Origin of the sequence: Ectorhizobium quercum, assembly GCF_026552795.1 — a bacterium.
GTDB lineage: Bacteria > Pseudomonadota > Alphaproteobacteria > Rhizobiales > Rhizobiaceae > Ectorhizobium > Ectorhizobium quercum.
Genome location: NZ_JANFPI010000006.1, coordinates 146,849 through 165,654 on the forward strand (window position 1 = coordinate 146,849; position 18,806 = coordinate 165,654).

An 18,806-nucleotide genomic window follows, 5' to 3' on the forward strand; every position below is an offset into this window, starting at 1 on the left:
CCGCACCAGGGGCAAGCCCGGCCAGGATGAACACACAGACCACCCGTTCACCGCAATTCTACCTGACCGCGCCGGCGGCATGCCCCTACCTGCCCGGCGAAGTGGAGCGGAAGGTCTTCACCCACCTTTCCGGGCCGCGGGCCAACGAGATGAACGATCTTCTGACGCAGGGCGGTTTCCGCCGCTCGCAGAACATCGCCTACCGTCCTGCCTGCGAAAGCTGCCGCGCCTGCGTTTCGGTGCGCATCCTCGCCGAGCAGTTCCGGCCCAACGCCTCGTTCCAGCGCGTCCTCGCCGCCAATAGCGACATCATCGCCACCGTGACGCCTGCGACGCCTTCCACCGAACAGTTCTCGCTGTTTCGCCGCTATCTCGATCACCGCCACCAGAACGGCGGAATGTCGGACATGACGGCGCTCGACTATGCTGTCATGGTCGAGGACACCCATGTCGATACGCATCTCATCGAATACCGACTGAGGCAGGAAGGCGCTGGCATCGAGAAGCGTCCCAGCGGCCAGCTCATCGGTGTGGCGCTCACCGATTTCATGAGCGACGGGCTTTCGATGGTCTATTCCTTCTACGACCCGGACCTGCCGAAGCGCTCCTTCGGCACCTTCATGATCCTGGAGCACATTCGCCGCTCCGTCGCCCTCGGCCTGCCGCACGTCTATCTCGGCTACTGGGTCAAGGGCTCGCAGAAGATGCACTACAAAACCCGCTTCCAGCCACAGGAGCACCTGAAGCCGGAAGGCTGGGGGCTCTACGACCCCGAAACCGACGGCTGACCCGCCGATATTTACATGGCTTGACCCGGCATGTTATAACTTCGTTGCAACATCCAGCGAGGCACGGCCATGAACGTCATCATCCGCAAGATCGGCAATTCCGAAGGCATCATCATTCCCAAGGACGTGCTGAACCGGCTCGGCCTGAAGGCGGGCGACACGCTTGAGCTGACGGAAAGCGGTAAGGGTTTTGAATTGCGTGTCGAGCAGGCCGACCTTGCCGAGCAACTGAAAGCGGCCCGGCTCGGCATGGAGAAGTACCGCGTCGCCCTTCGGGAGCTGGCGAAGTGAGCGAATTCAAGTGGCTGTCCCGGGAAGCCATAGAGGTCATGCACCATGAGCAATTGCTCGAACATGGAGGCCTTCCAGGCTTGAAGGACGAGAACGCGCTCGAAGCCGCATTGGCCAGGCCGTTAAACAAGGCGGCCTATGGCGAAGAGAACGTTTTCGCCCTCGCGGCGGCCTATCTTTATGGAATCGCGCGCAATCATCCTTTCTCGGACGGAAACAAGCGGACAGCCTTTCTCGCCGCCTTCACCTTTCTGCTGCTCAACGGCTTCATGCTGGAGGTCGGGCAAGCCGAAGTCATCGCCTTCGTGCTCGCCGTTGCCGCAGGCGAAATCGACGAGGACGGCGCGGCGCGCTTCTTCCGGGATTTCTGCGTGCCGCTCGGCTGAGGCGAAAAGACCGGGTCATTTCCGGCGCTTATGCGTGTCCGCTCAAAAACCGATTCAACCGGAGAACTTGCCCGAACGCGGGAAGCCCTTCGGAACGACGCGGCCGGCGGCGGCGCGGTCGCCCAGCCACTCGATCAGTTCATCCCTGTTCTTCACGAACTTGCGGCCGGCAGTGTCTTCCCAGCTCAGGCCCTCGGCGATGGCGAAGCATTTCAGATCCGAAATGCCGCCGTCCTTGTAGCGCTGGAGGCGAACGCCCTTGCCGCGCGCCATCTCGGGGATCTGGACGAGCGGGAAGACGAGCATCTTGCGGTTCTCGCCGACCACGGCGACATGATCGCCGGAGACCGGCACCACCAGCCGCGCCTCGTCCGGCATCGACACGTTCATCACCTGCTTGCCCTTGCGGGTGTTGGCGGCCATGTCGCTTTCGGCGACGACGAAGCCGTTGCCCGCCGTGGAGGCGACGATCAGCTTGCGCGAGGCATCGTGAACGAAGGCCGTCAGGATGTCCTGATCGTTCTCCATGTCGACCATGATGCGGATAGGCTCGCCGTGGCCGCGGCCACCGGGCAGCTTGTCGGCGCCGAGCGTGTAGGCCTTGCCGCCGGTGGTGAAGAGAATGAGCCTGTCGGTCGTCTGGGCCGGGAAAGCCAGCTTCAGCCCGTCGCCTTCCTTGAAGACCAAGCCCGACACGTCGGCGATGTGGCCCTTCAGGGCACGAATCCACCCCTTTTCGGAAATCACGACGGTGATCGGTTCTTTCTCGATCATCGCCTGATGGATGGCCTCGTCGTCGGCTTGCGGCGCTTCGGCGAACTGGCTGCGGCGGCGGCCGAGTTCGGTCGCCTTGGCATAGGTCTTGCGCACTTCGCCGATCTGCCAGGCAACCGTCTTCCACTGTGTTTCCGGAGACGCCAGCAGCGCCTCGATATCGGCCTTTTCCTTGGTCAGGTTGTCGAACTCGGTACGGATCTCGAATTCTTCCAGCTTGCGCAAGCTGCGCAGCCGCATGTTGAGGATCGCCTCGGCCTGATTGTCGGTCAGCGTGAAGCGCTTCATCAACACCGGCTTCGGCTCGTCCTCCTCGCGGATGATGCGGATCACCTCGTCGAGGTTGAGATAGGCGATCAGCAGGCCGCCGAGGATTTCCAGACGCCGCTCGATGGCAGCAAGGCGGAACTGCGAGCGGCGGACCAGCACCTGCTTGCGGTGATCCAGCCATTCCAGCAGCACTTCGTTGAGCGCCATCACCTTGGGGACGCGACCGCCCGAAAGCACGTTCATGTTGAGCGGAATGCGGCTTTCAAGCTCGGTGAGCTTAAACAGCGATTCCATCAGCAGCGTCGCATCGACCGTCCGGCTCTTCGGCACCAGAACGACGCGCACGTCCTCGGCGGATTCGTCGCGAATGTCTTCGAGAAGCGGCAGTTTGCGGGCGATCAGCAGTTCGGCGATCTTCTCGATCAGCCGCGACTTCTGCACCTGATAGGGAATTTCCGTGACCACGATCTGGTAGCCGCCGCGGCCCAGATCCTCGACCTCCCAGCGGGCGCGAACGCGGAAACCGCCGCGGCCGGTCCTGTAGGCCTCGACGATCTGCTCGCGGCCGTCGATGATGATGCCGCCGGTCGGGAAATCCGGGCCGGGCACGAAATCGACCAGCTTTTCAACCGACGCATCCGGGTGCTTGATCAGGTGGAGCGCCGCGTCGCACAGTTCATGGGCGTTGTGCGGCGGAATGGAGGTCGCCATGCCAACCGCGATGCCGGAGGAACCGTTCGCCAGCAGATTGGGAAAGGCGCCCGGCAGGACGATCGGCTCGGAATTTGATTCATCGTAGGTGTCGCGGAAATCGACGGCATCCTCGCCGATGCCGTCGAGCAGCAGTTCGGCCACCGGCGTCATCTTCGATTCGGTGTAGCGCATGGCCGCGGCGCTGTCGCCATCGATATTGCCGAAATTGCCCTGCCCGTTGACCAACGGGTAGCGCACGGCGAAATCCTGCGCCAGGCGCACCAGCGCGTCATAGATCGACTGGTCGCCGTGCGGATGGTAGTTACCCATCACCTCGCCGACGATCTTGGCGCATTTGCGGAAGGACGAATTGGAGCGCAGCCCCATCTCGCTCATGGCGTAGACGATGCGGCGGTGAACCGGCTTCAGCCCGTCGCGAACGTCCGGCAGGGCGCGGTGCATGATGGTCGACAGCGCATAGGCAAGGTAGCGCTCTTCCAGCGCCCCCTTGAGATCGACTGCCTGGATGTGTCCGCCACCGCCATTTTCGGAGCCGCCGCCGGGCGGCACGAGATTTTTGCCCATGCGACTTGACTAGCCGGAAATGGTGATTCCGGCAAGGAAGCACCGGAAATGGTCTGTGGACGAGCAGATAGGTTCAAGCTTAAGATTCGCCGCAATCGAATATTACCTCTTCTCTCGTAAAGATCGCCGCGTATCATCCAACACCCGAGGAACTTGCATGGCTTCGACCACCTCCTTCCGCCCGATCCGCCTGCTGTGGATCGCCGGCATGGTTTCCACCACCCTTCTGCCGCTGCCGGCCTTCGCCCTCGACGGCCAGGCGCTGCTGGCGAAGATCAACGCCGTGCAGGCCGAAAACGGCGGCGTGCAGGTCCGTGCTTCGGAAATCGATGTCAGCGGCAACGATGTCGTTCTGAAGAATGCGACGCTGAGCGTGGCCGGCGTCGACGGCCAGCCGGACCAGTCGATCAGCCCCGGCGACATCACGCTGACGGATGTCGAGGAGCGGGGCGACGGCGGCTATGTGATCGGTACGGTCGCCATTCCGCCGATCCGCACGGCCGGCGACGGCACGGAATTCACCGTGGGCGCGATCGGCTTGACTGGCCTCGTCATCCCCGCCGATCCGAAGGCGCCGGGCCTCGCCTCGCTTTCCTACTACGACAAGGCCACCTTCGGCCCGATCACGATCTCGGCGAACGGCAGGCCCTATCTGACCATCGGCGGCATCGAAGCCTCCATGACGCCGACGCCGGACGAGCCGGGTGTCGCCTTCGAGACCCGCGCCCTCGGCATCACCGTCACGCCGGAACCGGCGGATGCTGCATGGCTGACCAACCTCGGCCTCGAGACGCTGAAAGGCGACGTGACGATGGCCGGCTCCTGGCTCGCCCGGGAAGGCACGATCACCGTCGACGACGCGGTTCTGACCGCCGCCGGTCTCGGCACGCTCACCCTCGATCTCGGCCTGACCGGCATGACCGAGCAGCTCTATGCCGGCATGCAGCAGACGACGGCACAGCTCAAGGCAGCCGGCGGCGACAGCGTCGCAAAGGCGCAGGCCAGCCAGCTGGCGCTCTTCGGCATCGCCCAGCAGATCAATGTCGGCGACATCACCCTCTCCTTCAAGGACGACGGCCTGACCGGGCGGGCGCTCTCCTCCGCCGCAAAGCATCAGGGCGTTTCCGAGGATCAGGTCGGCGAGGCCGTCAGGGCCGTGGTGCCGATGGTTCTCGCCCAAAACGGCATCCGGGACCCGGAGAACAGGATCAGCAGCGCGCTTCAGACTTTCCTCGCCGATCCGCAGAACCTGACCATCCAGTATACGCCGGAAAAGCCGGTGCCGGCGCTGCAACTCATCTCCGCACCGCTGACACTCCTCAACGGTCCCGACATGACGATCAGCGCCAACGAGGATCAGGACTGATCCTCGTCACGCAACGGCAAAAGGCCGGAAAACAGGCCCTTCCGGCCTCGGGCCGATGACGACCCCTCTCCTCCGTCACCCTCGGGTTTGACCCGAGGGTCCACGCCGCCAAGCGGCGCGGTGGATGGTCGGGTCAGGCCCGACCATGACGAAAGAAAGCGATACGCCCTTGGTCAACACAGGGATGCCGGAAAGCGGGCTCTTTCCGGCCTTTTCATTTGCCGCGATAGGTGCGGAAAGGGCCTTCAGGCCCCGCGCCTGCGGACCGTGAAAAACAGAAATGCCAGAATCAATCCGATCGCCGCGCCGATGCTGACGTCCAGCAGGCGCGCGAATCCGGCCTCCTTCGGGCCGAGCAGCAGAACGAGCAGAGCAGAAGCGCCGGCCTGGATCGCCGCGACCGGCGTGGCCACGAAAGACGAGGCGATCATCATCGCCACGAAGGCGGCGAGCGCCAGCCGCACATCCCACAGCGCATCGGGAATCATGAGGGCAAGCTCTCCGACGGCAACGCCGATGGCGACGCCCGCCATCATGGAAAGCCCCTGCTTCACATGATCCGCAACGCCCGGCGCCAGGCAGATGATGGCGGCGATGGCGGCGAACACCGGTTGCGGATGGCCGAGCAGTTCCCGTGCCAGCCAGTAGGCCAGCGCGGCGGCCACCGCCGAAGCCAGGCAATGACCGAAAGCGGCCTTCATGGCTTCCAGCGGTTTCACGGGGCCGTCAGTCCTTCTTCTTCGGGTCCGGCACGACGCGCAGCGCCAGTTCGCGAAGCTGCGCCGGGGTAGCCGGGGCCGGTGCGTTCATCAGCAGGTCCTGCGCCTGCTGGTTCATCGGGAACAGCGAGATTTCGCGCAGGTTCTTCGCGCCGACGAGCAGCATGACGATGCGGTCGATGCCGAAGGCGCAGCCGCCATGCGGCGGCGCGCCGTACTGGAAGGCGCGGTAGAGGCCGCCGAAGCGATCCTCCACATCCTGCTGCGACAGACCGACCTTCTCGAAGGCGGCGACCATCGTTTCCGGCGACTGGTTACGGATCGAGCCCGAGGCGATCTCGAAGCCGTTGCACACCGCGTCGTACTGGTAGGCCTTGATGGCCAGCGGGTCCTCGCCCTTCAGCGCGTCCAGACCGCCTTGCGGCATGGAGAAGGGGTTGTGGGCGAAGTCGATCTTCTTCTCGTCCTCGTTCCATTCGTAGAACGGGAAATCGACGATCCAGCAGAATTCGTAGCGGTCGCGGTCGATCAGGTTCAGTTCGTCGGCGGCGCGATTGCGCGCCTCGCCCGCGAACTTGTAGAACTTCGACGGCTCGCCCGCGACGAAGAAGCAGGCGTCGCCTTCACCGAGACCGAGCTGGGTGCGGATCGCCTCGGTGCGTTCCGGGCCGATGTTCTTGGCAAGCGGGCCGGCGCCGTCGAGCGTCTCGCCTTCCTTGCGCCAGAAGATGTAGCCGAGGCCGGGCTGGCCCTGCGACTGCGCCCAGGCGTTCATGCGGTCGCAGAAGGCGCGGGAACCGCCGGTCTTCGCCGGAATGGCCCAGACCTCGACCTTCGGGTTCGACGCGATCATGCCCGCGAACACCTTGAAGCCAGAGCCGGCAAAATGCTCGGTCACGGCTTCCATGATGATGGGGTTGCGCAGGTCCGGCTTGTCGGAGCCGTATTTGCGGACGGCCTCTTCATAGGGAATGCGCGGCCAGTTGCGCGTTACCGGCTTGCCCTCGGCGAATTGCTCGAAGACCTCCGTCATCATCGGCTCCATCGTTTCCCAGACATCCTCCTGGGTGACGAAGCTCATCTCGACGTCGAGCTGGTAGAACTCGCCCGGCAGGCGGTCGGCGCGCGGGTCCTCGTCGCGGAAGCACGGCGCGATCTGGAAATAACGGTCGAAGCCGGCGACCATCAGCAGCTGCTTGTACTGCTGCGGCGCCTGCGGCAGGGCGAAGAACTTGCCCTGATGGATGCGGGAGGGAACGAGGAAGTCGCGCGCGCCCTCCGGCGAGGAGGCCGTCAGGATCGGCGTGGTGTATTCGGCGAAACCGGCCTCGTCCATGCCCCTGCGCATGGCGGAAATGATCTGCGTGCGGCGGACGATGTTGCGGTGCAGCGTCTCGCGGCGCAGGTCGAGGAAGCGGTACTTGAGGCGCACGTCCTCGGGATAGTCCGGCTCGCCGAACACCGGTAGCGGCAGTTCCTTCGCGGCGGAGAGCACCTCGATCTCGTGAGCGTAAAGCTCCACCTCGCCGGTCGCCATGTTGGCGTTGATCGTTTCCGGCGCACGCGCCTTGACGACGCCGTCGATGCGGATGACCCATTCGCCGCGAACGGTTTCCGCCGTCTTGAACGCCGGGCTGTCCGGATCGGCCACGACCTGCGTGATGCCGTAATGGTCGCGCAGGTCGATGAACAGGACGCCGCCGTGGTCGCGAACGCGATGGACCCAGCCCGAAAGGCGGACGGTGGCGCCCACATCGGACTTGCTCAGGGCGGCACAGGTGTGGCTGCGGTAACGGTGCATTTCAATCAATCCCGGACTTGACGAGGAGCGCGCGGGCCAGGCCGAAAGGCCGGCGGCGCAGCAGTAAAACCGCGCGGAAAAGCGCACGGTCGCGCTGCTTTGTCAAGCCGGATGACGTCCCGCACGCTTTTTGGACTGTCTTTGCCGGCAGCGCTTGGCTATCAAAATCGGTACAGACCATTTTCCACGCCCGATTCCCCCCGCACCCCCGAAAGCCCGCCGGCATGAGTTCGATCAGACCGCTTGTTCCGCTTCTCGCAACCGCCGGCATGCTCATCGGCGGCAATGGCCTCCAGGGCACCTACATCGCGCTGCGCGGCGGCGCAGAGGGCTTCGGCCCGTCGGTGATCGGCGTGATCGGCGCCGGCTACTCGATCGGCTTCGCCGTCGGGTGCATCTATGTGGCGCGCATCCTGCGCTCCATAGGGCACATCCGCACCTTCGCGGCGATGGCGGCGATCACGGCGGCGGCATCGCTGGCCATGTCGATGATCATCGAACCGCCCTTCTGGTTCGCGATGCGCTTCGTCATCGGCATCTGCGTCGCCAGCCTGTTCGCCACCATCGAGAGCTGGATCAATGCCAGGGTGACGAACGCCAACCGCGCCCGCACGCTGTCGGTCTACCGGCTGGTCGACCTCTTCTCCGTCACCGCCGTGCAATATCTCGTGCCGGCCTTCGGGGTCGAGGGCCCGACGATCTTCAGCCTCATCTGCATCGCGATCACCCTGTCCATCGTGCCCATCGCGATGGCCGACCGGTCATCACCCGCCGTGCCGGAGGCGATACGCTTCGAGCTGAAGACGGTCTGGACCATCTCGCCGCTTGCCGTGGTCGGTGTCGTCGCCGTCGGCCTGTCGATGGCCGCCTTCCGCAATATCGGGCCGATCTATGCCAGCGAAATCGGCATGTCGATCACCGGCATCGCCAATTTCATGAGCGCCGGCATCGTCGGCGGCGTGGTGCTGCAATATCCGCTCGGGCTTTATTCCGACAGGCTGGACCGGCGCATCGTCATCCTGCTCACCACCATCGGGGCGGCGGCGGCGAGCCTTTTCCTCGCCTTCTTCGCGGGCGGCGACGCGTGGATGAACATCGTCGGCGTGTTCCTGTTCGGCGCCTTCGCCCTGCCGCTCTATTCGCTCTGTTCCGCCCACGGCAACGATTTCGCCAGGGACGGCCAGCACGCGCTGGTTTCGGCCGGCCTGCTGTTCTACTGGTCGATCGGCGCCACCGCCGGGCCGTTCCTCGCCTCGGTGCTGCTCGACCTCTTCGGGCCCCGTTCCTTCTTCATCTATACGGCCGTCATCCAGATCGCCTTCACGGCCTACACCGTGCGGCGCATGGCGGCCCGGCCCGGCATACCCGCCGGCCAGCGGCGCAGGCGCTTCCGGGCGCTGTTGCGCACATCCATATGGTTCAACCGGCTCGCCGCACCGCCCGGAGAAGACAAGGAATCGCGTTGAACGGCATTTTTGACGCCCGGACAGTTGACATCCTCGCGTCAAAAGAGAAGGAAGAACGATCCCATTTTCCGCATCAGAAGCTTGTTCCGCGAAATGATCGAAACGACTGCCCAGCTTGAAGAAGCGTGCCAAACGCTTGCCAAATCCGAATTCGTCACCGTGGATACGGAGTTCCTGCGCGAGACGACCTTCTGGCCGGAACTCTGCCTCATCCAGATCGCCAGCCCCGATCTCGAGGTCCTCATCGATCCGCTGGCGCCCGGCATCAGCCTGAAACCCTTCTTCGACCTGATGGCCGACGACAGGATCGTAAAGGTCTTCCATGCCGCCCGGCAGGATATCGAGATCATCTTCCATCTCGGCGGCCTCATTCCGCATCCGATCTTCGACACCCAGGTGGCGGCGATGGTCTGCGGCTTCGGCGATTCGGTCTCCTACGACCAACTCGTCTCGAAGATCACCGGCGTCCAGCTCGACAAGTCCTCGCGCTTCACCGACTGGAGCCGCCGACCGCTGTCCGACAAGCAGCTCGACTACGCGCTGGCGGACGTCACTCATCTGCGCGACGTCTACCACACCCTGAAGGCCAAGCTGGAGCGCGACGGCCGGGCCCTGTGGCTGACCGAGGAGATGGCGGTCCTCGAGGCGCGGGAGACCTACGACCTTCATCCCGACGATGCGTGGATCCGCCTGAAGTCCCGCCTGCGCAAGCCGGCGGAGCTCGCCATCCTGCGGGCGATCGCCGCCTGGCGCGAGCGCGAGGCCCGCGCCCGCAACGTTCCGCGCTCGCGGGTGTTGAAGGACGACGCCCTGTTCGAGATCGCGCAGCAGCAGCCGCGCGACGCGGAAGCCCTCTCCCGGCTGCGCACCATCCCCAAGGGATGGGAACGCTCCTCCTCCGGCGCGGCCATCGTCGGCGCCGTCAACGCCGCGCTGGCCATGCCCAAGACCGAAATGCCGCAGCCGGTCAGGCACAGCCACGCCCCGGAAGGCGCGCAGGCCGCAACCGAACTGCTCAAGGTCCTGCTGCGCCTGATTGCCGAAAAAGAGGGGGTGGCCGCCAAAGTCATCGCCAACAGCGACGATCTCGACAAGATCGCCGCGCAGGGCGCCGAAGCCGATGTCGCCGCCCTGAACGGCTGGCGCAGGGAGCTTTTCGGCGACAAGGCCCTCAAGCTGATTTCCGGCGAGATCGGCCTCCGCTTCGTCGGCCGCAAGGTCGAAGCCGTGGAGTTCTGACGCGTCATGAGCGGCGGGCCGGTCCTCGACGAGCACATCGCCATCCGCTTCTCCCGGATCGCGCTCGGCCATATCCGGCGCGAATATCCGAACAAGCCCGATCATGTCCTCGACGGGCCGGCGGATGCGCGCACGCCGTCCGAGCTGCATCCCGTGTTCTACGGAAGCTACGACTGGCATTCCTGCGTCCATTCCTACTGGATGCTGGCCTACCTGCTGCGCCGCTTCCCGGCAATCGAGACAGCCGGTGATATTCGCGCCCTGTTCGACGCCCAGCTCGTGCCGGAGAAGATCGCCGCCGAATGCGCCTATCTCGCCGCGCCATCGGCGCGCGGCTTCAAGCGCCCCTACGGCTGGGGCTGGCTGCTGAAACTCGCCGCCGAACTTGCCGGCCTGCCCGAAAGGCGCTGGTCCGACACCCTCCGGCCGCTGGCCGGCATCTTCGCCGACCGCTACCGCGACTTCCTGCCGCTCGCCACCTATCCCGTTCGGGTCGGCACCCATTTCAACACGGCCTTCTCGCTGCGCATGGCGGCCGACTACGCGGAAACGGCAGATGACGACGCCCTCCTCAATCTGCTGCGCGACACGGCGCTGCGTTGGTACGGTGCGGACGCGGCCTGTCCGGCCTGGGGCGAGCCTTCCGGCGACGACTTCCTCTCCCCGGCCCTCATTGAGGCCGAATGCATGCGCCGCCTGCTGCCAGCCGACGATTTTCCGGCATGGTTCGAGGCGTTCCTGCCCGGGCTTTCCCGCACTCACCCCCCGGCGCTTTTCGAACCGGCCCGCGTTTCCGACCGCAGCGACGGCAAGATCGCCCATCTCGACGGCCTGAACCTCAGCCGCGCCTGGTGCTGGCGCGCTCTGGCGTCCGCCCTGCCCGCCGGCGACGACCGCATCGCCGCGATGCTCAAGGCTGCCGACCGCCATCTGGCCGCGAGCCTTCCGCATGTCGCCGGGGACTACATGGGCGAGCACTGGCTGGCCAGCTTCGCAACCCTGGCGCTGGATGCACGGTAATCGTGCGGCGCAAACGCTTCCCAAATCCGGGACTGGCGGCCACGGTGAACATCGTATTTTTGGGCGTATCGAGGTCACGCCGAAATATTCAGCTCTCCTTCATGTTTCCTCGACGAAAGAGTTCACGAGGAAGCATCGGGACGATGCCATGATCGGGCCGAACGCGCCTGGGCGCCCGGGATCGTCACCTGTGCAGATCGGTGGAACATGGAACAACAGTGGAAACAGCTTCTCGGGGGCGTATCGCCGGATGTGGCGGCATTGCTGGCAACGCTGGCCGAACAACACGCAACGGAATTTTCCCGCAAATTCTACCAGACGCTGCTGGCCGACCCCAGGGCGAGCGTGTTCGTCACGCATGAGGCGGTCGATACACGCCTGCACGCCTCCTTCCAGCGCTGGATCACCAGTCTTCTGACACGCCTTTCCATCGAGGACGTCCCCGCCCTCATCGCCGATCAGCAGCAGATCGGCATCATCCATGCGCGTCTCAACATTCCGATCGAACTCGTGCTGCGCGCCAGCCGCCGCATGAAGGAGGTCGTTCTGGAGGCGATCCTGAGCCATCCGGGGCGCTACAAGGCGCGCCTGGAGGCGGCGATCCTGGCGATGGGGCTGACCGACGTGGCGATGGAAATCATGTCGGCGCAGTACGCGGATTCGCACGATTCGGTCACACGCACCGACGAGGCCTATCGCAATTACGCGGCGACGATGAACATGTCGCTGGAGCGCGAATGCCAGCGCACGGCGCTTTCCGACTGGTCGAACCGGCTGCTTCAGGACGTGATGATCGGCGGCAGCGACATTCCACTCTCGCGCATCGGTCACTCGCCCTTCGGCCTGTGGATCCGCCACAAGGCGCCGGCCATCTTCATCGGCCCACGGGAACTCGAGACGATCCGCGCCAGCATGGACACGATCGACGAGCGGCACCTGCTGGAACTGGAGGCGGCGATCGCGCGCGAGGACATGCCGGCCGTGCGGCGTCTCACGCGGCTCGCCATCGGCGAGGTGGAACAGGTGCGGCATCTGCTCGACACGCTTTTCGACCATCTGGTGCGCATGGAATCGGGCAGCGATGCGCTGACGCACCTGCTCAACCGCCGCTTCCTGCCGACCATCCTCGGCCGTGAAATCGGCCTTGCGCGATCGAAAGGCATCGTTTTCTCGCTGCTCCTGCTCGACATAGACCATTTCAAGACGATCAACGACCAGTACGGCCACGAAACCGGCGACCGGACCCTTCAGCAGATCGCGCAGACGCTGAGCCGCCTGACCGGCAGCGGCGATTTCCTGTTCCGCTACGGCGGCGAGGAATTCCTGATCGTCTGCGCCGAATGCGACGCCGCCCGGGCCCATATCGTGGCCGAGCGGATACGCCGCGAAATCGAGAACCGGCCCATCGAACTGCCCGACCAGACCCGGATACGGGTGACGCTCAGCGTCGGCCTGTCGACCTATGACGGGCATCCCGATTATCACCGGCTGATCCAGCATGCCGACCAGGCGCTCTATCACGCCAAGGCCACGGGCCGGAACCGGACCGTGGACTACGCGACGCTTCCGCAGGCCAGCGCGCAGGCCTGAGGCATCGGAACCGGCACGCGGGCTCGCCGCGAGGGTGCGGGGCTATTCGTAACGGAAGGCGAGCCGCTTGCCTGTCAGCTTGGCAAGCTGCTGGAGCCGTCCTTCGAGACGCTCGCCGGCAAAGACGCGGCAGGCCGGCGGCACGACGAATTCCAGATCGACGTCCGGCGACGACGACCGGCGGAACGTGAGCGAATCGATCACCCCCGGCATCGAGGCCGAGAAGAGATAGAGGACGCGCAGCAGGCCGCCGAGCAGCTTGGCGCGGTCGACGAAGCGGGGCGAGGCGATCGCCGCCAGCGGGCCGGTGGCGCTGTCGTCGGCGAGGCCTTCGTAGCGATAGTAATTGGCGAGCGCGATGAAGGCGCGACCCGGATGGGTGATGCCGACGAAGGACGAGTGGGCGATGATGTTCAGCGCCTGGAGGCCGCGGTAATCGGGATGCGCGCGCCAGCTTATGTCGGCCAGCAGGCATGCGGCATGGCGGTAGCGCTCCTCTTCCCCGGTCTCGCGGATATCGAAGAAGGGCAGCATGCGGCCGGTCCAGTCGGCCAGTTCGCGGGCATGCTCCGGCGAGCGGGCGCGCAGGATGGCCAGTTCGTCGGCGGCGGCGATCAGCGGATCGCTTTCCTGCTCCGCGTCCGTCAGCCGGGTATAGAGATAGCCTTCGCGCACGCCCTGCGCCGAAAAGGCCACCCGCGCCGGGCGCATCGCATCCAGCACTTCCGCCATCGCGATGGCGCCGAAGGGCAGAAGCTGGCGGCGGCTCTTGGACACCGAGGCCCAGGACGCATCCTTGCCGCCACGGTTGCCGACGATGTCTTCGAGGAAGGACCGGATCGTGTCGAGAGGCAGTTCGTAGCCCTGCATCATGTGCAGCGGATATTTGGTGGTTTCCATGTGCAGCTTGGCGATGTTTCGCCAGGTGCCGCCGACGGCGTAGAAGATGCGGCCCTGCCCTTCCTCGAGGAACTTGTGGGCGCGGATCTGCTTGCGGGCGAAATTGCGCGCCTTGGTCAGCGACCCCTCGCTCTGCTCGGACAGCCGGATGCCGCCGAGCGGCAGGGTCACGCCCGTGGAAAAGTCGCGGCCGCGAATGTCGATCAGTTCGAGCGAGCCACCGCCGAGGTCGCCGGCGATGCCGTCGGGCGCATGGAAGCCGCTGAGAATGCCGAAGGCGGAATAGCGCGCCTCTTCCTCGCCGGACAGAAGCTGGATCGGGGCATCCAGTATCTCTTCCGCCTTGCGGACGAAATCGGGACCGTTCTTCGCCTCGCGGGCGGCAGCGGTCGCAAGCACGTAGAGCGAGCCGGCCTTGGCCTGCGACGACAGCGCGCGGAAACGCACCAGCGCCGACAGGGCACGATTGACGGCTTCGGCTTCCATGCTGCCGGTCAACGCCAGCCCCTTGCCGAGGCCGCACATGACCTTCTCGTTGAAAAGCACGACGGGAGCGCGCGTCAGACCTTCGTAGATGACCAGACGGACCGAGTTCGATCCGATGTCGATGACGGAAACAGGGGCCACGCCGGGCAGCCGCCCCTGTGCTTCACTCAAGACCATGCCGATCCAGTTCAGTTCTTGCGGCCGGACAAGACGCCGGCGATCAACTTCGGCGCACTCGATTTCAGCGCCTCTCCGCGTCCCGAGAGACTCGGATTGGTCATGAAATAGTGCTGCGCATTGAACGGTTCCTCGCCCTGCCGCACCTCGATGCGCCTGGACGTTCCGTCGGCAAGTATCTCGTAGCTCTGCTGGTTGTCAATGAGATTGCCGAGCATGATCTGCGACAGCACCTGCTCATGCACCGTCGGGTTGAGAAGTGGAACCAGCGTTTCGACGCGCCGGTCGAGGTTGCGCGGCATCATGTCGGCGGAGCCGATATAGACGAGCGCCTTGTCGGACGGTAGGCCCTGGCCGTTGCCGAAGCAGAAGATGCGGGAATGTTCGAGGAAGCGCCCGACGATGGACTTGACCCGGATTCGTTCGGAAAGGCCGGGAACCTGCGGGCGCAGGCAGCAGATGCCGCGCACCACGAGATCGACGTCCACCCCGGCGATCGAGGCGCGGTAGAGCGCGTCGATGATCTCCGGATCGACCAGCGAGTTCATCTTCATCCAGATCGCCGCCGGGCGGCCCGCCTCCGCGTGGACGATCTCCTCCTCGATGTGGCGAAGGATGCGCGGACGCAGCGTGTAGGGCGAAACGGCGAGCTTCATGCTTTCCGCCGGCTCGGAATAGCCGGTGATGAAGTTGAAGACATTGGCCATGTCGTGGCCGATCTTGGCGTTGCAGGTGAAGAAGGACAGGTCGGTGTAGATCTTGGCCGTCACCGGATGGTAGTTGCCGGTGCCGAGGTGGCAATAGGTGCGCAGCTTGCCGTCCTCGCGGCGCACCACCATCGACATCTTGGCGTGCGTCTTCAGCTCGATGAAGCCGAACACGACCTGCACGCCGGCGCGCTCGAGATCGCGGGCCCAGCGGATGTTGGCCTCCTCGTCGAAGCGGGCCTTCAGCTCCACCAGCGCCGTCACCGACTTTCCGGCGTCGGCCGCGTCGATCAGCGCGCGGACGATCGGGCTGTCGTTGGAGGTGCGGTAGAGCGTCTGCTTTATCGCCAGAACGTCAGGATCGCGCGCAGCCTGGAGCAGAAACTGCACCACGATGTCGAAGCTTTCGTAAGGATGGTGGACCACCATGTCCTTTTCGCGGATGGCAGCGAAGCAATCTCCGGCATGCTCGCGGACGCGTTCGGGAAATCGGGCATTGTAAGGTTCGAACTTCAGGTCGTCGCGCGGTGCCTTGGTGATTTCCGACAGCGTGTTGAGCGCCAGGAGCCCCGGCAGGACCGCCACGCGGTTTTCCGGCACGCCGAGTTCATGCACCACGAACTGGCGCAGCGTATGCGGCATTTCCGAATCCGCCTCGATGCGGATCACCGAACCGCGGCGGCGGCGCTTCAGCGCCGTCTCGAACACGCGCACCAGGTCCTCGGCCTCTTCCTCCACTTCGATATCGCTGTCGCGGATGATGCGGAACGTGCCGAAGCCCGTCACTTCATAACCCGGATAGAGCCGGTGGATGAACAGCCCCACCACATCCTCCAGCGTGATGTAGCGGATCGTGCCGTCCTGATCCGGCAGGCGGACGAAGCGGGCGAGCGTCGTCGGCAGGCGCAGAAGCGCTGTCATGGGCTCCTGCGTCTTGCGGCTTCGCAGTTGCAGCCCCATCGAGAAGCCGAGGTTCGGGATGAACGGGAACGGATGGGCCGGATCGATGGACAGCGGCGTCAGGACCGGGAAGATCGACTCCTCGAACTCGTTCTCGAGCCAGGTGCGGTCTTCCTGGGACAGCGCGGCCGGACGCACGATCAGGATGCCTTCCCGCGACATATACTGCTGGAGCACCGCGAAGGATGCCTGCTGCTCCATCTGGAGATTGTCGATTTCCTTGAGGATGTCGTCGAGCTGCTCGGCCGGCGTCTTGCCGTCCGGGCTTCGCATGGTCACACCCTGGCGCACCTGCCCTTCGAGACCGGCGACACGCACCATGAAGAACTCGTCGAGATTGGTGGCGGAGATCGACAGGAACCGCACGCGCTCCAGCAGCGGATGCGCCGTGTTCAGCGTCTCCTCAAGCACGCGGCGATTGAACTGGAGCCAGGAAAACTCCCGGTTGATGAAGCGCTCCGGGCTGTTCAGCAGATCCTCCACCGCCGGAATATCCACGGGTTGCGCTCCCGCGTCCGCCGTTTCCACGTTCTGCTGCCCCGAATCCATCACAAACCTCCATGCTATGCCTGAGCGCAAGTATAGCAGGTTTACGATAGAAACATGACAATCAATCGGTCACGGAACCGGGAACGGCTTCCGCCAGCACTTCCGCCGCCAGCGCGCGGGTGATGCGCGTGCCGCGCGCCCAGGCCAGCCGGTCGAGACGGTCGACGATATCGTTGGCTGCCGCCAGCGAGCGCTCCATCCGCCGCACGATGTAGGACACCAGCTTCTCGTCGATGGAAAGCTGGCGGTCGGCGAACAGCTTGACGATGATCTGGCCGAGCAGATCCTCATCCGGTTCCCCGATTTCCACAACCGTTGCCGCCTTCAGGCGCGATTTCAGGTCGGCCAGGGCGACGTTCCAGCCCATCGGCCACAGCCGCGCCGTCATCAGCAGGCTGGTGCCGTGCTGGCGCACGCTGTTGATGACGTGGAAAAGCTCGGTGTCGTCGAAGGCCGCGCGGTCGGCGTCCTCGAACAGGACCGGCCCTTCGGCGGCCATGCGCGCCGCATCGCTGCCGGCCAGCGGGTGGATGACGCGCGCGCCGCTCCTCTCGCGCCAGATCGACGCGAGGTGCGACTTGCCGCAGCCGACCGGCCCGGTCAGGATCACCACCGGCGCCGGCCAGTGCGGCCAGGCGTCGACGACCGACACCGCCGCCGCCAGCGGATCGGCCACCAGCAGGTCGTCGCGGCCCGTCGCCGGATCGTGGGCGAAGGCAAGCGGCAATTGCTGGGCCGCATGCTGCTTCGTTCGCACTTTGATATCGTCGCTCGTCACAGGAACAGAAAGACCTTATTGATCCGCTTCGCCGCCCGATTGCGGAGGGATGGCGGAATGGCCGTGATAGAGATCGCTGTCAAGATACCGCCCGATCGCGAAGCGCACAAGGACGGCGACCGCCGCCGCCGCCGGCACGGCGACCATGAGTCCGACGAAACCGAACAGCGCGCCGAACGCAAACAGCGAGAACATGAGCCAGACCGGATGGAGGCCGACGCTGTTGCCCACGAGCTTCGGCTGGAGGATGTTGCCTTCGATGAACTGGCCGGAAAAGAAGATGACCAGAATCAGCGCGATCATCGCGTAATCGGGCCAGAACTGCACAAGAGCCACGCCGAGCGCGAGGACGAGCCCCAGAATGGAGCCGATATAGGGAATGAAGCTGACCGCGCCGGAGAAAAGGCCGATCAGCAGCCCGAAGTTCAGCCCCGCCAGCGAAAGACCGATGCCGTAATAGAGACCGAGGATGATGCAGAGCGACCCCTGCCCGCGCACGAAGCCGGAAATCGCCGCATCCATTTCCGCGGCGAGGCGGCGCACCGTCGCCAGATGATCGCGGGGGATCCAGCTGTCGACCTTGGCGATCATCCGGTCCCAGTCGAGCAGAAGGTAGAAGGCGACGACCGGCGTCAGCACGAAGAGCGACAGGATATCGACCAGCGCCTTGCCGGAATTCCAGATCTGGCCGAACAGCGTGGCAAGAAACCCCGCGCCTTCGGCGAGATAATTCGAGAAGTTCTCCTTGATCGCGGCGACCTGATCGCCGATCCAGTCCGGCAGGATGGTGTCGCTCGACGTGGCGATGATCGCCTGCAACTGCGCGATATAGCCCGGCATCCGCGCTATGAATTCCGACGCCTGCCCGGCCAGCACCGGAATGATGATGATGAGCGCCAGCACGAACACCACGACGAAGGCGATGAGGATGAGCACCGTCGCCATCAGGCGCGAGAGGCCGAGCCGCTCCAGGCGGTCGGCGACCGGATCGAGAAAATAGGCAAGTGCCATGCCCGCCACGAAGGGCAGGAGAATGGCGCGGAACACCATGAGAAAGGCGATGAAGAGGATCAGGGCGATGCCCCAGAACAGAGCCTGACGCTTCAGGCTGGTGCTGTCGATCAATCTCGCCATCTTCTGTCCTTCATCGCGGGTTCATCTGCATGAGATATGGCGACAGGCCGAAGCGGGTCAAGCGCCCGTGCCGCCCGGCCTCTCCGGACCGTGAAAAAACCGGCGCTTTCGGCGCATGGCCCTTGCA

The 18,806-nt window shown here is 64.8% G+C and carries 16 protein-coding genes; 8 read left to right on the plus strand and 8 right to left on the minus strand.

The features are described 5' to 3' along the window. Positions 1-26 precede the first annotated feature (26 nt). The 3 genes from NOF55_RS17915 (at position 27) to NOF55_RS17925 (ending at position 1,465) form a co-directional block, all read left to right on the plus strand. Positions 27-788 carry an arginyltransferase gene (locus tag NOF55_RS17915; protein WP_306412484.1) on the plus strand — a complete coding sequence of 254 codons (762 nt, stop codon included), beginning with the start codon at positions 27-29 and terminating at the stop codon, positions 786-788. Between the two features lie 69 nt (positions 789-857). Beyond that, positions 858-1,079 carry an AbrB/MazE/SpoVT family DNA-binding domain-containing protein gene (locus NOF55_RS17920; RefSeq protein ID WP_306412485.1) on the plus strand — a complete coding sequence of 74 codons (222 nt, stop codon included), beginning with the start codon at positions 858-860 and terminating at the stop codon, positions 1,077-1,079. After that, positions 1,076-1,465 (plus strand): type II toxin-antitoxin system death-on-curing family toxin, encoded by a 390-nt coding sequence (locus NOF55_RS17925; RefSeq protein ID WP_306412486.1) that lies wholly within the window; start codon positions 1,076-1,078, stop codon positions 1,463-1,465. Before NOF55_RS17920 ends, NOF55_RS17925 begins: the two co-directional genes overlap by 4 nt. 54 nt (positions 1,466-1,519) lie before the next feature. Here NOF55_RS17925 and parC read toward each other — a convergent pair whose 3' ends face one another. After that, positions 1,520-3,787 (minus strand): DNA topoisomerase IV subunit A, encoded by a 2,268-nt coding sequence (parC, locus tag NOF55_RS17930; protein ID WP_306412487.1) that lies wholly within the window; start codon positions 3,785-3,787, stop codon positions 1,520-1,522. Between the two features lie 157 nt (positions 3,788-3,944). Here parC and NOF55_RS17935 point away from each other — a divergent pair, with 157 nt between their 5' ends. Further along, positions 3,945-5,153 carry an aq_1923 C-terminal domain gene (locus NOF55_RS17935; RefSeq protein WP_306412488.1) on the plus strand — a complete coding sequence of 403 codons (1,209 nt, stop codon included), beginning with the start codon at positions 3,945-3,947 and terminating at the stop codon, positions 5,151-5,153. A gap of 245 nt (positions 5,154-5,398) precedes the next feature. On the opposite strand, the gene NOF55_RS17940 is transcribed toward NOF55_RS17935, so the two are convergent. The 3 genes from NOF55_RS17940 to NOF55_RS17950 are packed head-to-tail and all read right to left on the minus strand — an operon-like array spanning position 5,399 to position 7,854. Beyond that, positions 5,399-5,872, minus strand: a complete 474-nt coding sequence (locus NOF55_RS17940) for an FUSC family protein (protein ID WP_306412489.1) — start codon at positions 5,870-5,872, stop codon at positions 5,399-5,401. A gap of 7 nt (positions 5,873-5,879) precedes the next feature. Then, positions 5,880-7,673: an aspartate--tRNA ligase gene (gene aspS, locus NOF55_RS17945; protein ID WP_306412490.1), complete on the minus strand. Its 1,794-nt coding sequence runs from the start codon at positions 7,671-7,673 to the stop codon at positions 5,880-5,882. Position 7,674: 1 nt separating this feature from the next. Beyond that, the gene (locus NOF55_RS17950) at positions 7,675-7,854 is read right to left on the minus strand and encodes a hypothetical protein (RefSeq protein ID WP_306412491.1); all 180 of its coding nucleotides are present in this window, start codon (positions 7,852-7,854) and stop codon (positions 7,675-7,677) included. A gap of 43 nt (positions 7,855-7,897) precedes the next feature. Between NOF55_RS17950 and NOF55_RS17955 the strand changes: the two genes are divergently transcribed. The 4 genes from NOF55_RS17955 to NOF55_RS17970 all read left to right on the plus strand — a co-directional run bounded on the left by NOF55_RS17955 (position 7,898) and on the right by NOF55_RS17970 (position 12,988). After that, positions 7,898-9,139 carry an MFS transporter gene (locus NOF55_RS17955; protein WP_306412492.1) on the plus strand — a complete coding sequence of 414 codons (1,242 nt, stop codon included), beginning with the start codon at positions 7,898-7,900 and terminating at the stop codon, positions 9,137-9,139. 93 nt (positions 9,140-9,232) lie between these two features. Then, positions 9,233-10,378, plus strand: a complete 1,146-nt coding sequence (rnd, locus tag NOF55_RS17960; RefSeq protein ID WP_306412493.1) for a ribonuclease D — start codon at positions 9,233-9,235, stop codon at positions 10,376-10,378. A 6-nt stretch (positions 10,379-10,384) separates the two neighbouring features. After that, positions 10,385-11,398: a DUF2891 domain-containing protein gene (locus tag NOF55_RS17965; protein WP_306412494.1), complete on the plus strand. Its 1,014-nt coding sequence runs from the start codon at positions 10,385-10,387 to the stop codon at positions 11,396-11,398. Between the two features lie 207 nt (positions 11,399-11,605). Continuing rightward, positions 11,606-12,988 (plus strand): GGDEF domain-containing protein, encoded by a 1,383-nt coding sequence (locus NOF55_RS17970; protein ID WP_306412495.1) that lies wholly within the window; start codon positions 11,606-11,608, stop codon positions 12,986-12,988. A gap of 42 nt (positions 12,989-13,030) precedes the next feature. Here NOF55_RS17970 and ppx read toward each other — a convergent pair whose 3' ends face one another. From ppx to NOF55_RS17990, 4 genes are all read right to left on the minus strand, one after another. After that, positions 13,031-14,551 (minus strand): exopolyphosphatase, encoded by a 1,521-nt coding sequence (gene ppx, locus NOF55_RS17975; RefSeq protein WP_306412496.1) that lies wholly within the window; start codon positions 14,549-14,551, stop codon positions 13,031-13,033. A gap of 11 nt (positions 14,552-14,562) precedes the next feature. Next, a complete protein-coding gene (locus NOF55_RS17980; RefSeq protein ID WP_306412497.1) occupies positions 14,563-16,767 on the minus strand; it encodes an RNA degradosome polyphosphate kinase in 2,205 nt (734 codons plus the stop codon). Positions 16,768-16,828: 61 nt separating this feature from the next. After that, the gene (gene hdaA / locus NOF55_RS17985) at positions 16,829-17,524 is read right to left on the minus strand and encodes a DnaA regulatory inactivator HdaA (RefSeq protein WP_370868996.1); all 696 of its coding nucleotides are present in this window, start codon (positions 17,522-17,524) and stop codon (positions 16,829-16,831) included. A gap of 36 nt (positions 17,525-17,560) precedes the next feature. Continuing rightward, positions 17,561-18,679, minus strand: coding sequence for an AI-2E family transporter (locus NOF55_RS17990; RefSeq protein ID WP_306412499.1), 1,119 nt, complete (start codon positions 18,677-18,679; stop codon positions 17,561-17,563). Positions 18,680-18,806: the final 127 nt, after the last annotated feature.

What these genes read in the sequence shown, in the direction of transcription:
- NOF55_RS17935 (WP_306412488.1), top strand. Translation starts at nt 3,945, where the DNA reads ATGGCTTCGACCACCTCCTTCCGCCCGATCCGCCTGCTGTGGATCGCC.
- NOF55_RS17965 (WP_306412494.1), top strand. Translation starts at nt 10,385, where the DNA reads ATGAGCGGCGGGCCGGTCCTCGACGAGCACATCGCCATCCGCTTCTCC.
- NOF55_RS17920 (WP_306412485.1), top strand. Translation starts at nt 858, where the DNA reads ATGAACGTCATCATCCGCAAGATCGGCAATTCCGAAGGCATCATCATT.
- NOF55_RS17970 (WP_306412495.1), top strand. Translation starts at nt 11,606, where the DNA reads ATGGAACAACAGTGGAAACAGCTTCTCGGGGGCGTATCGCCGGATGTG.
- ppx (WP_306412496.1), bottom strand. Translation starts at nt 14,551, where the DNA reads ATGGTCTTGAGTGAAGCACAGGGGCGGCTGCCCGGCGTGGCCCCTGTT.
- NOF55_RS17955 (WP_306412492.1), top strand. Translation starts at nt 7,898, where the DNA reads ATGAGTTCGATCAGACCGCTTGTTCCGCTTCTCGCAACCGCCGGCATG.
- NOF55_RS17915 (WP_306412484.1), top strand. Translation starts at nt 27, where the DNA reads ATGAACACACAGACCACCCGTTCACCGCAATTCTACCTGACCGCGCCG.
- aspS (WP_306412490.1), bottom strand. Translation starts at nt 7,673, where the DNA reads ATGCACCGTTACCGCAGCCACACCTGTGCCGCCCTGAGCAAGTCCGAT.
- rnd (WP_306412493.1), top strand. Translation starts at nt 9,233, where the DNA reads ATGATCGAAACGACTGCCCAGCTTGAAGAAGCGTGCCAAACGCTTGCC.
- NOF55_RS17980 (WP_306412497.1), bottom strand. Translation starts at nt 16,767, where the DNA reads ATGGATTCGGGGCAGCAGAACGTGGAAACGGCGGACGCGGGAGCGCAA.
- parC (WP_306412487.1), bottom strand. Translation starts at nt 3,787, where the DNA reads ATGGGCAAAAATCTCGTGCCGCCCGGCGGCGGCTCCGAAAATGGCGGT.
- NOF55_RS17990 (WP_306412499.1), bottom strand. Translation starts at nt 18,679, where the DNA reads ATGGCGAGATTGATCGACAGCACCAGCCTGAAGCGTCAGGCTCTGTTC.
- NOF55_RS17950 (WP_306412491.1), bottom strand. Translation starts at nt 7,854, where the DNA reads ATGGTCTGTACCGATTTTGATAGCCAAGCGCTGCCGGCAAAGACAGTC.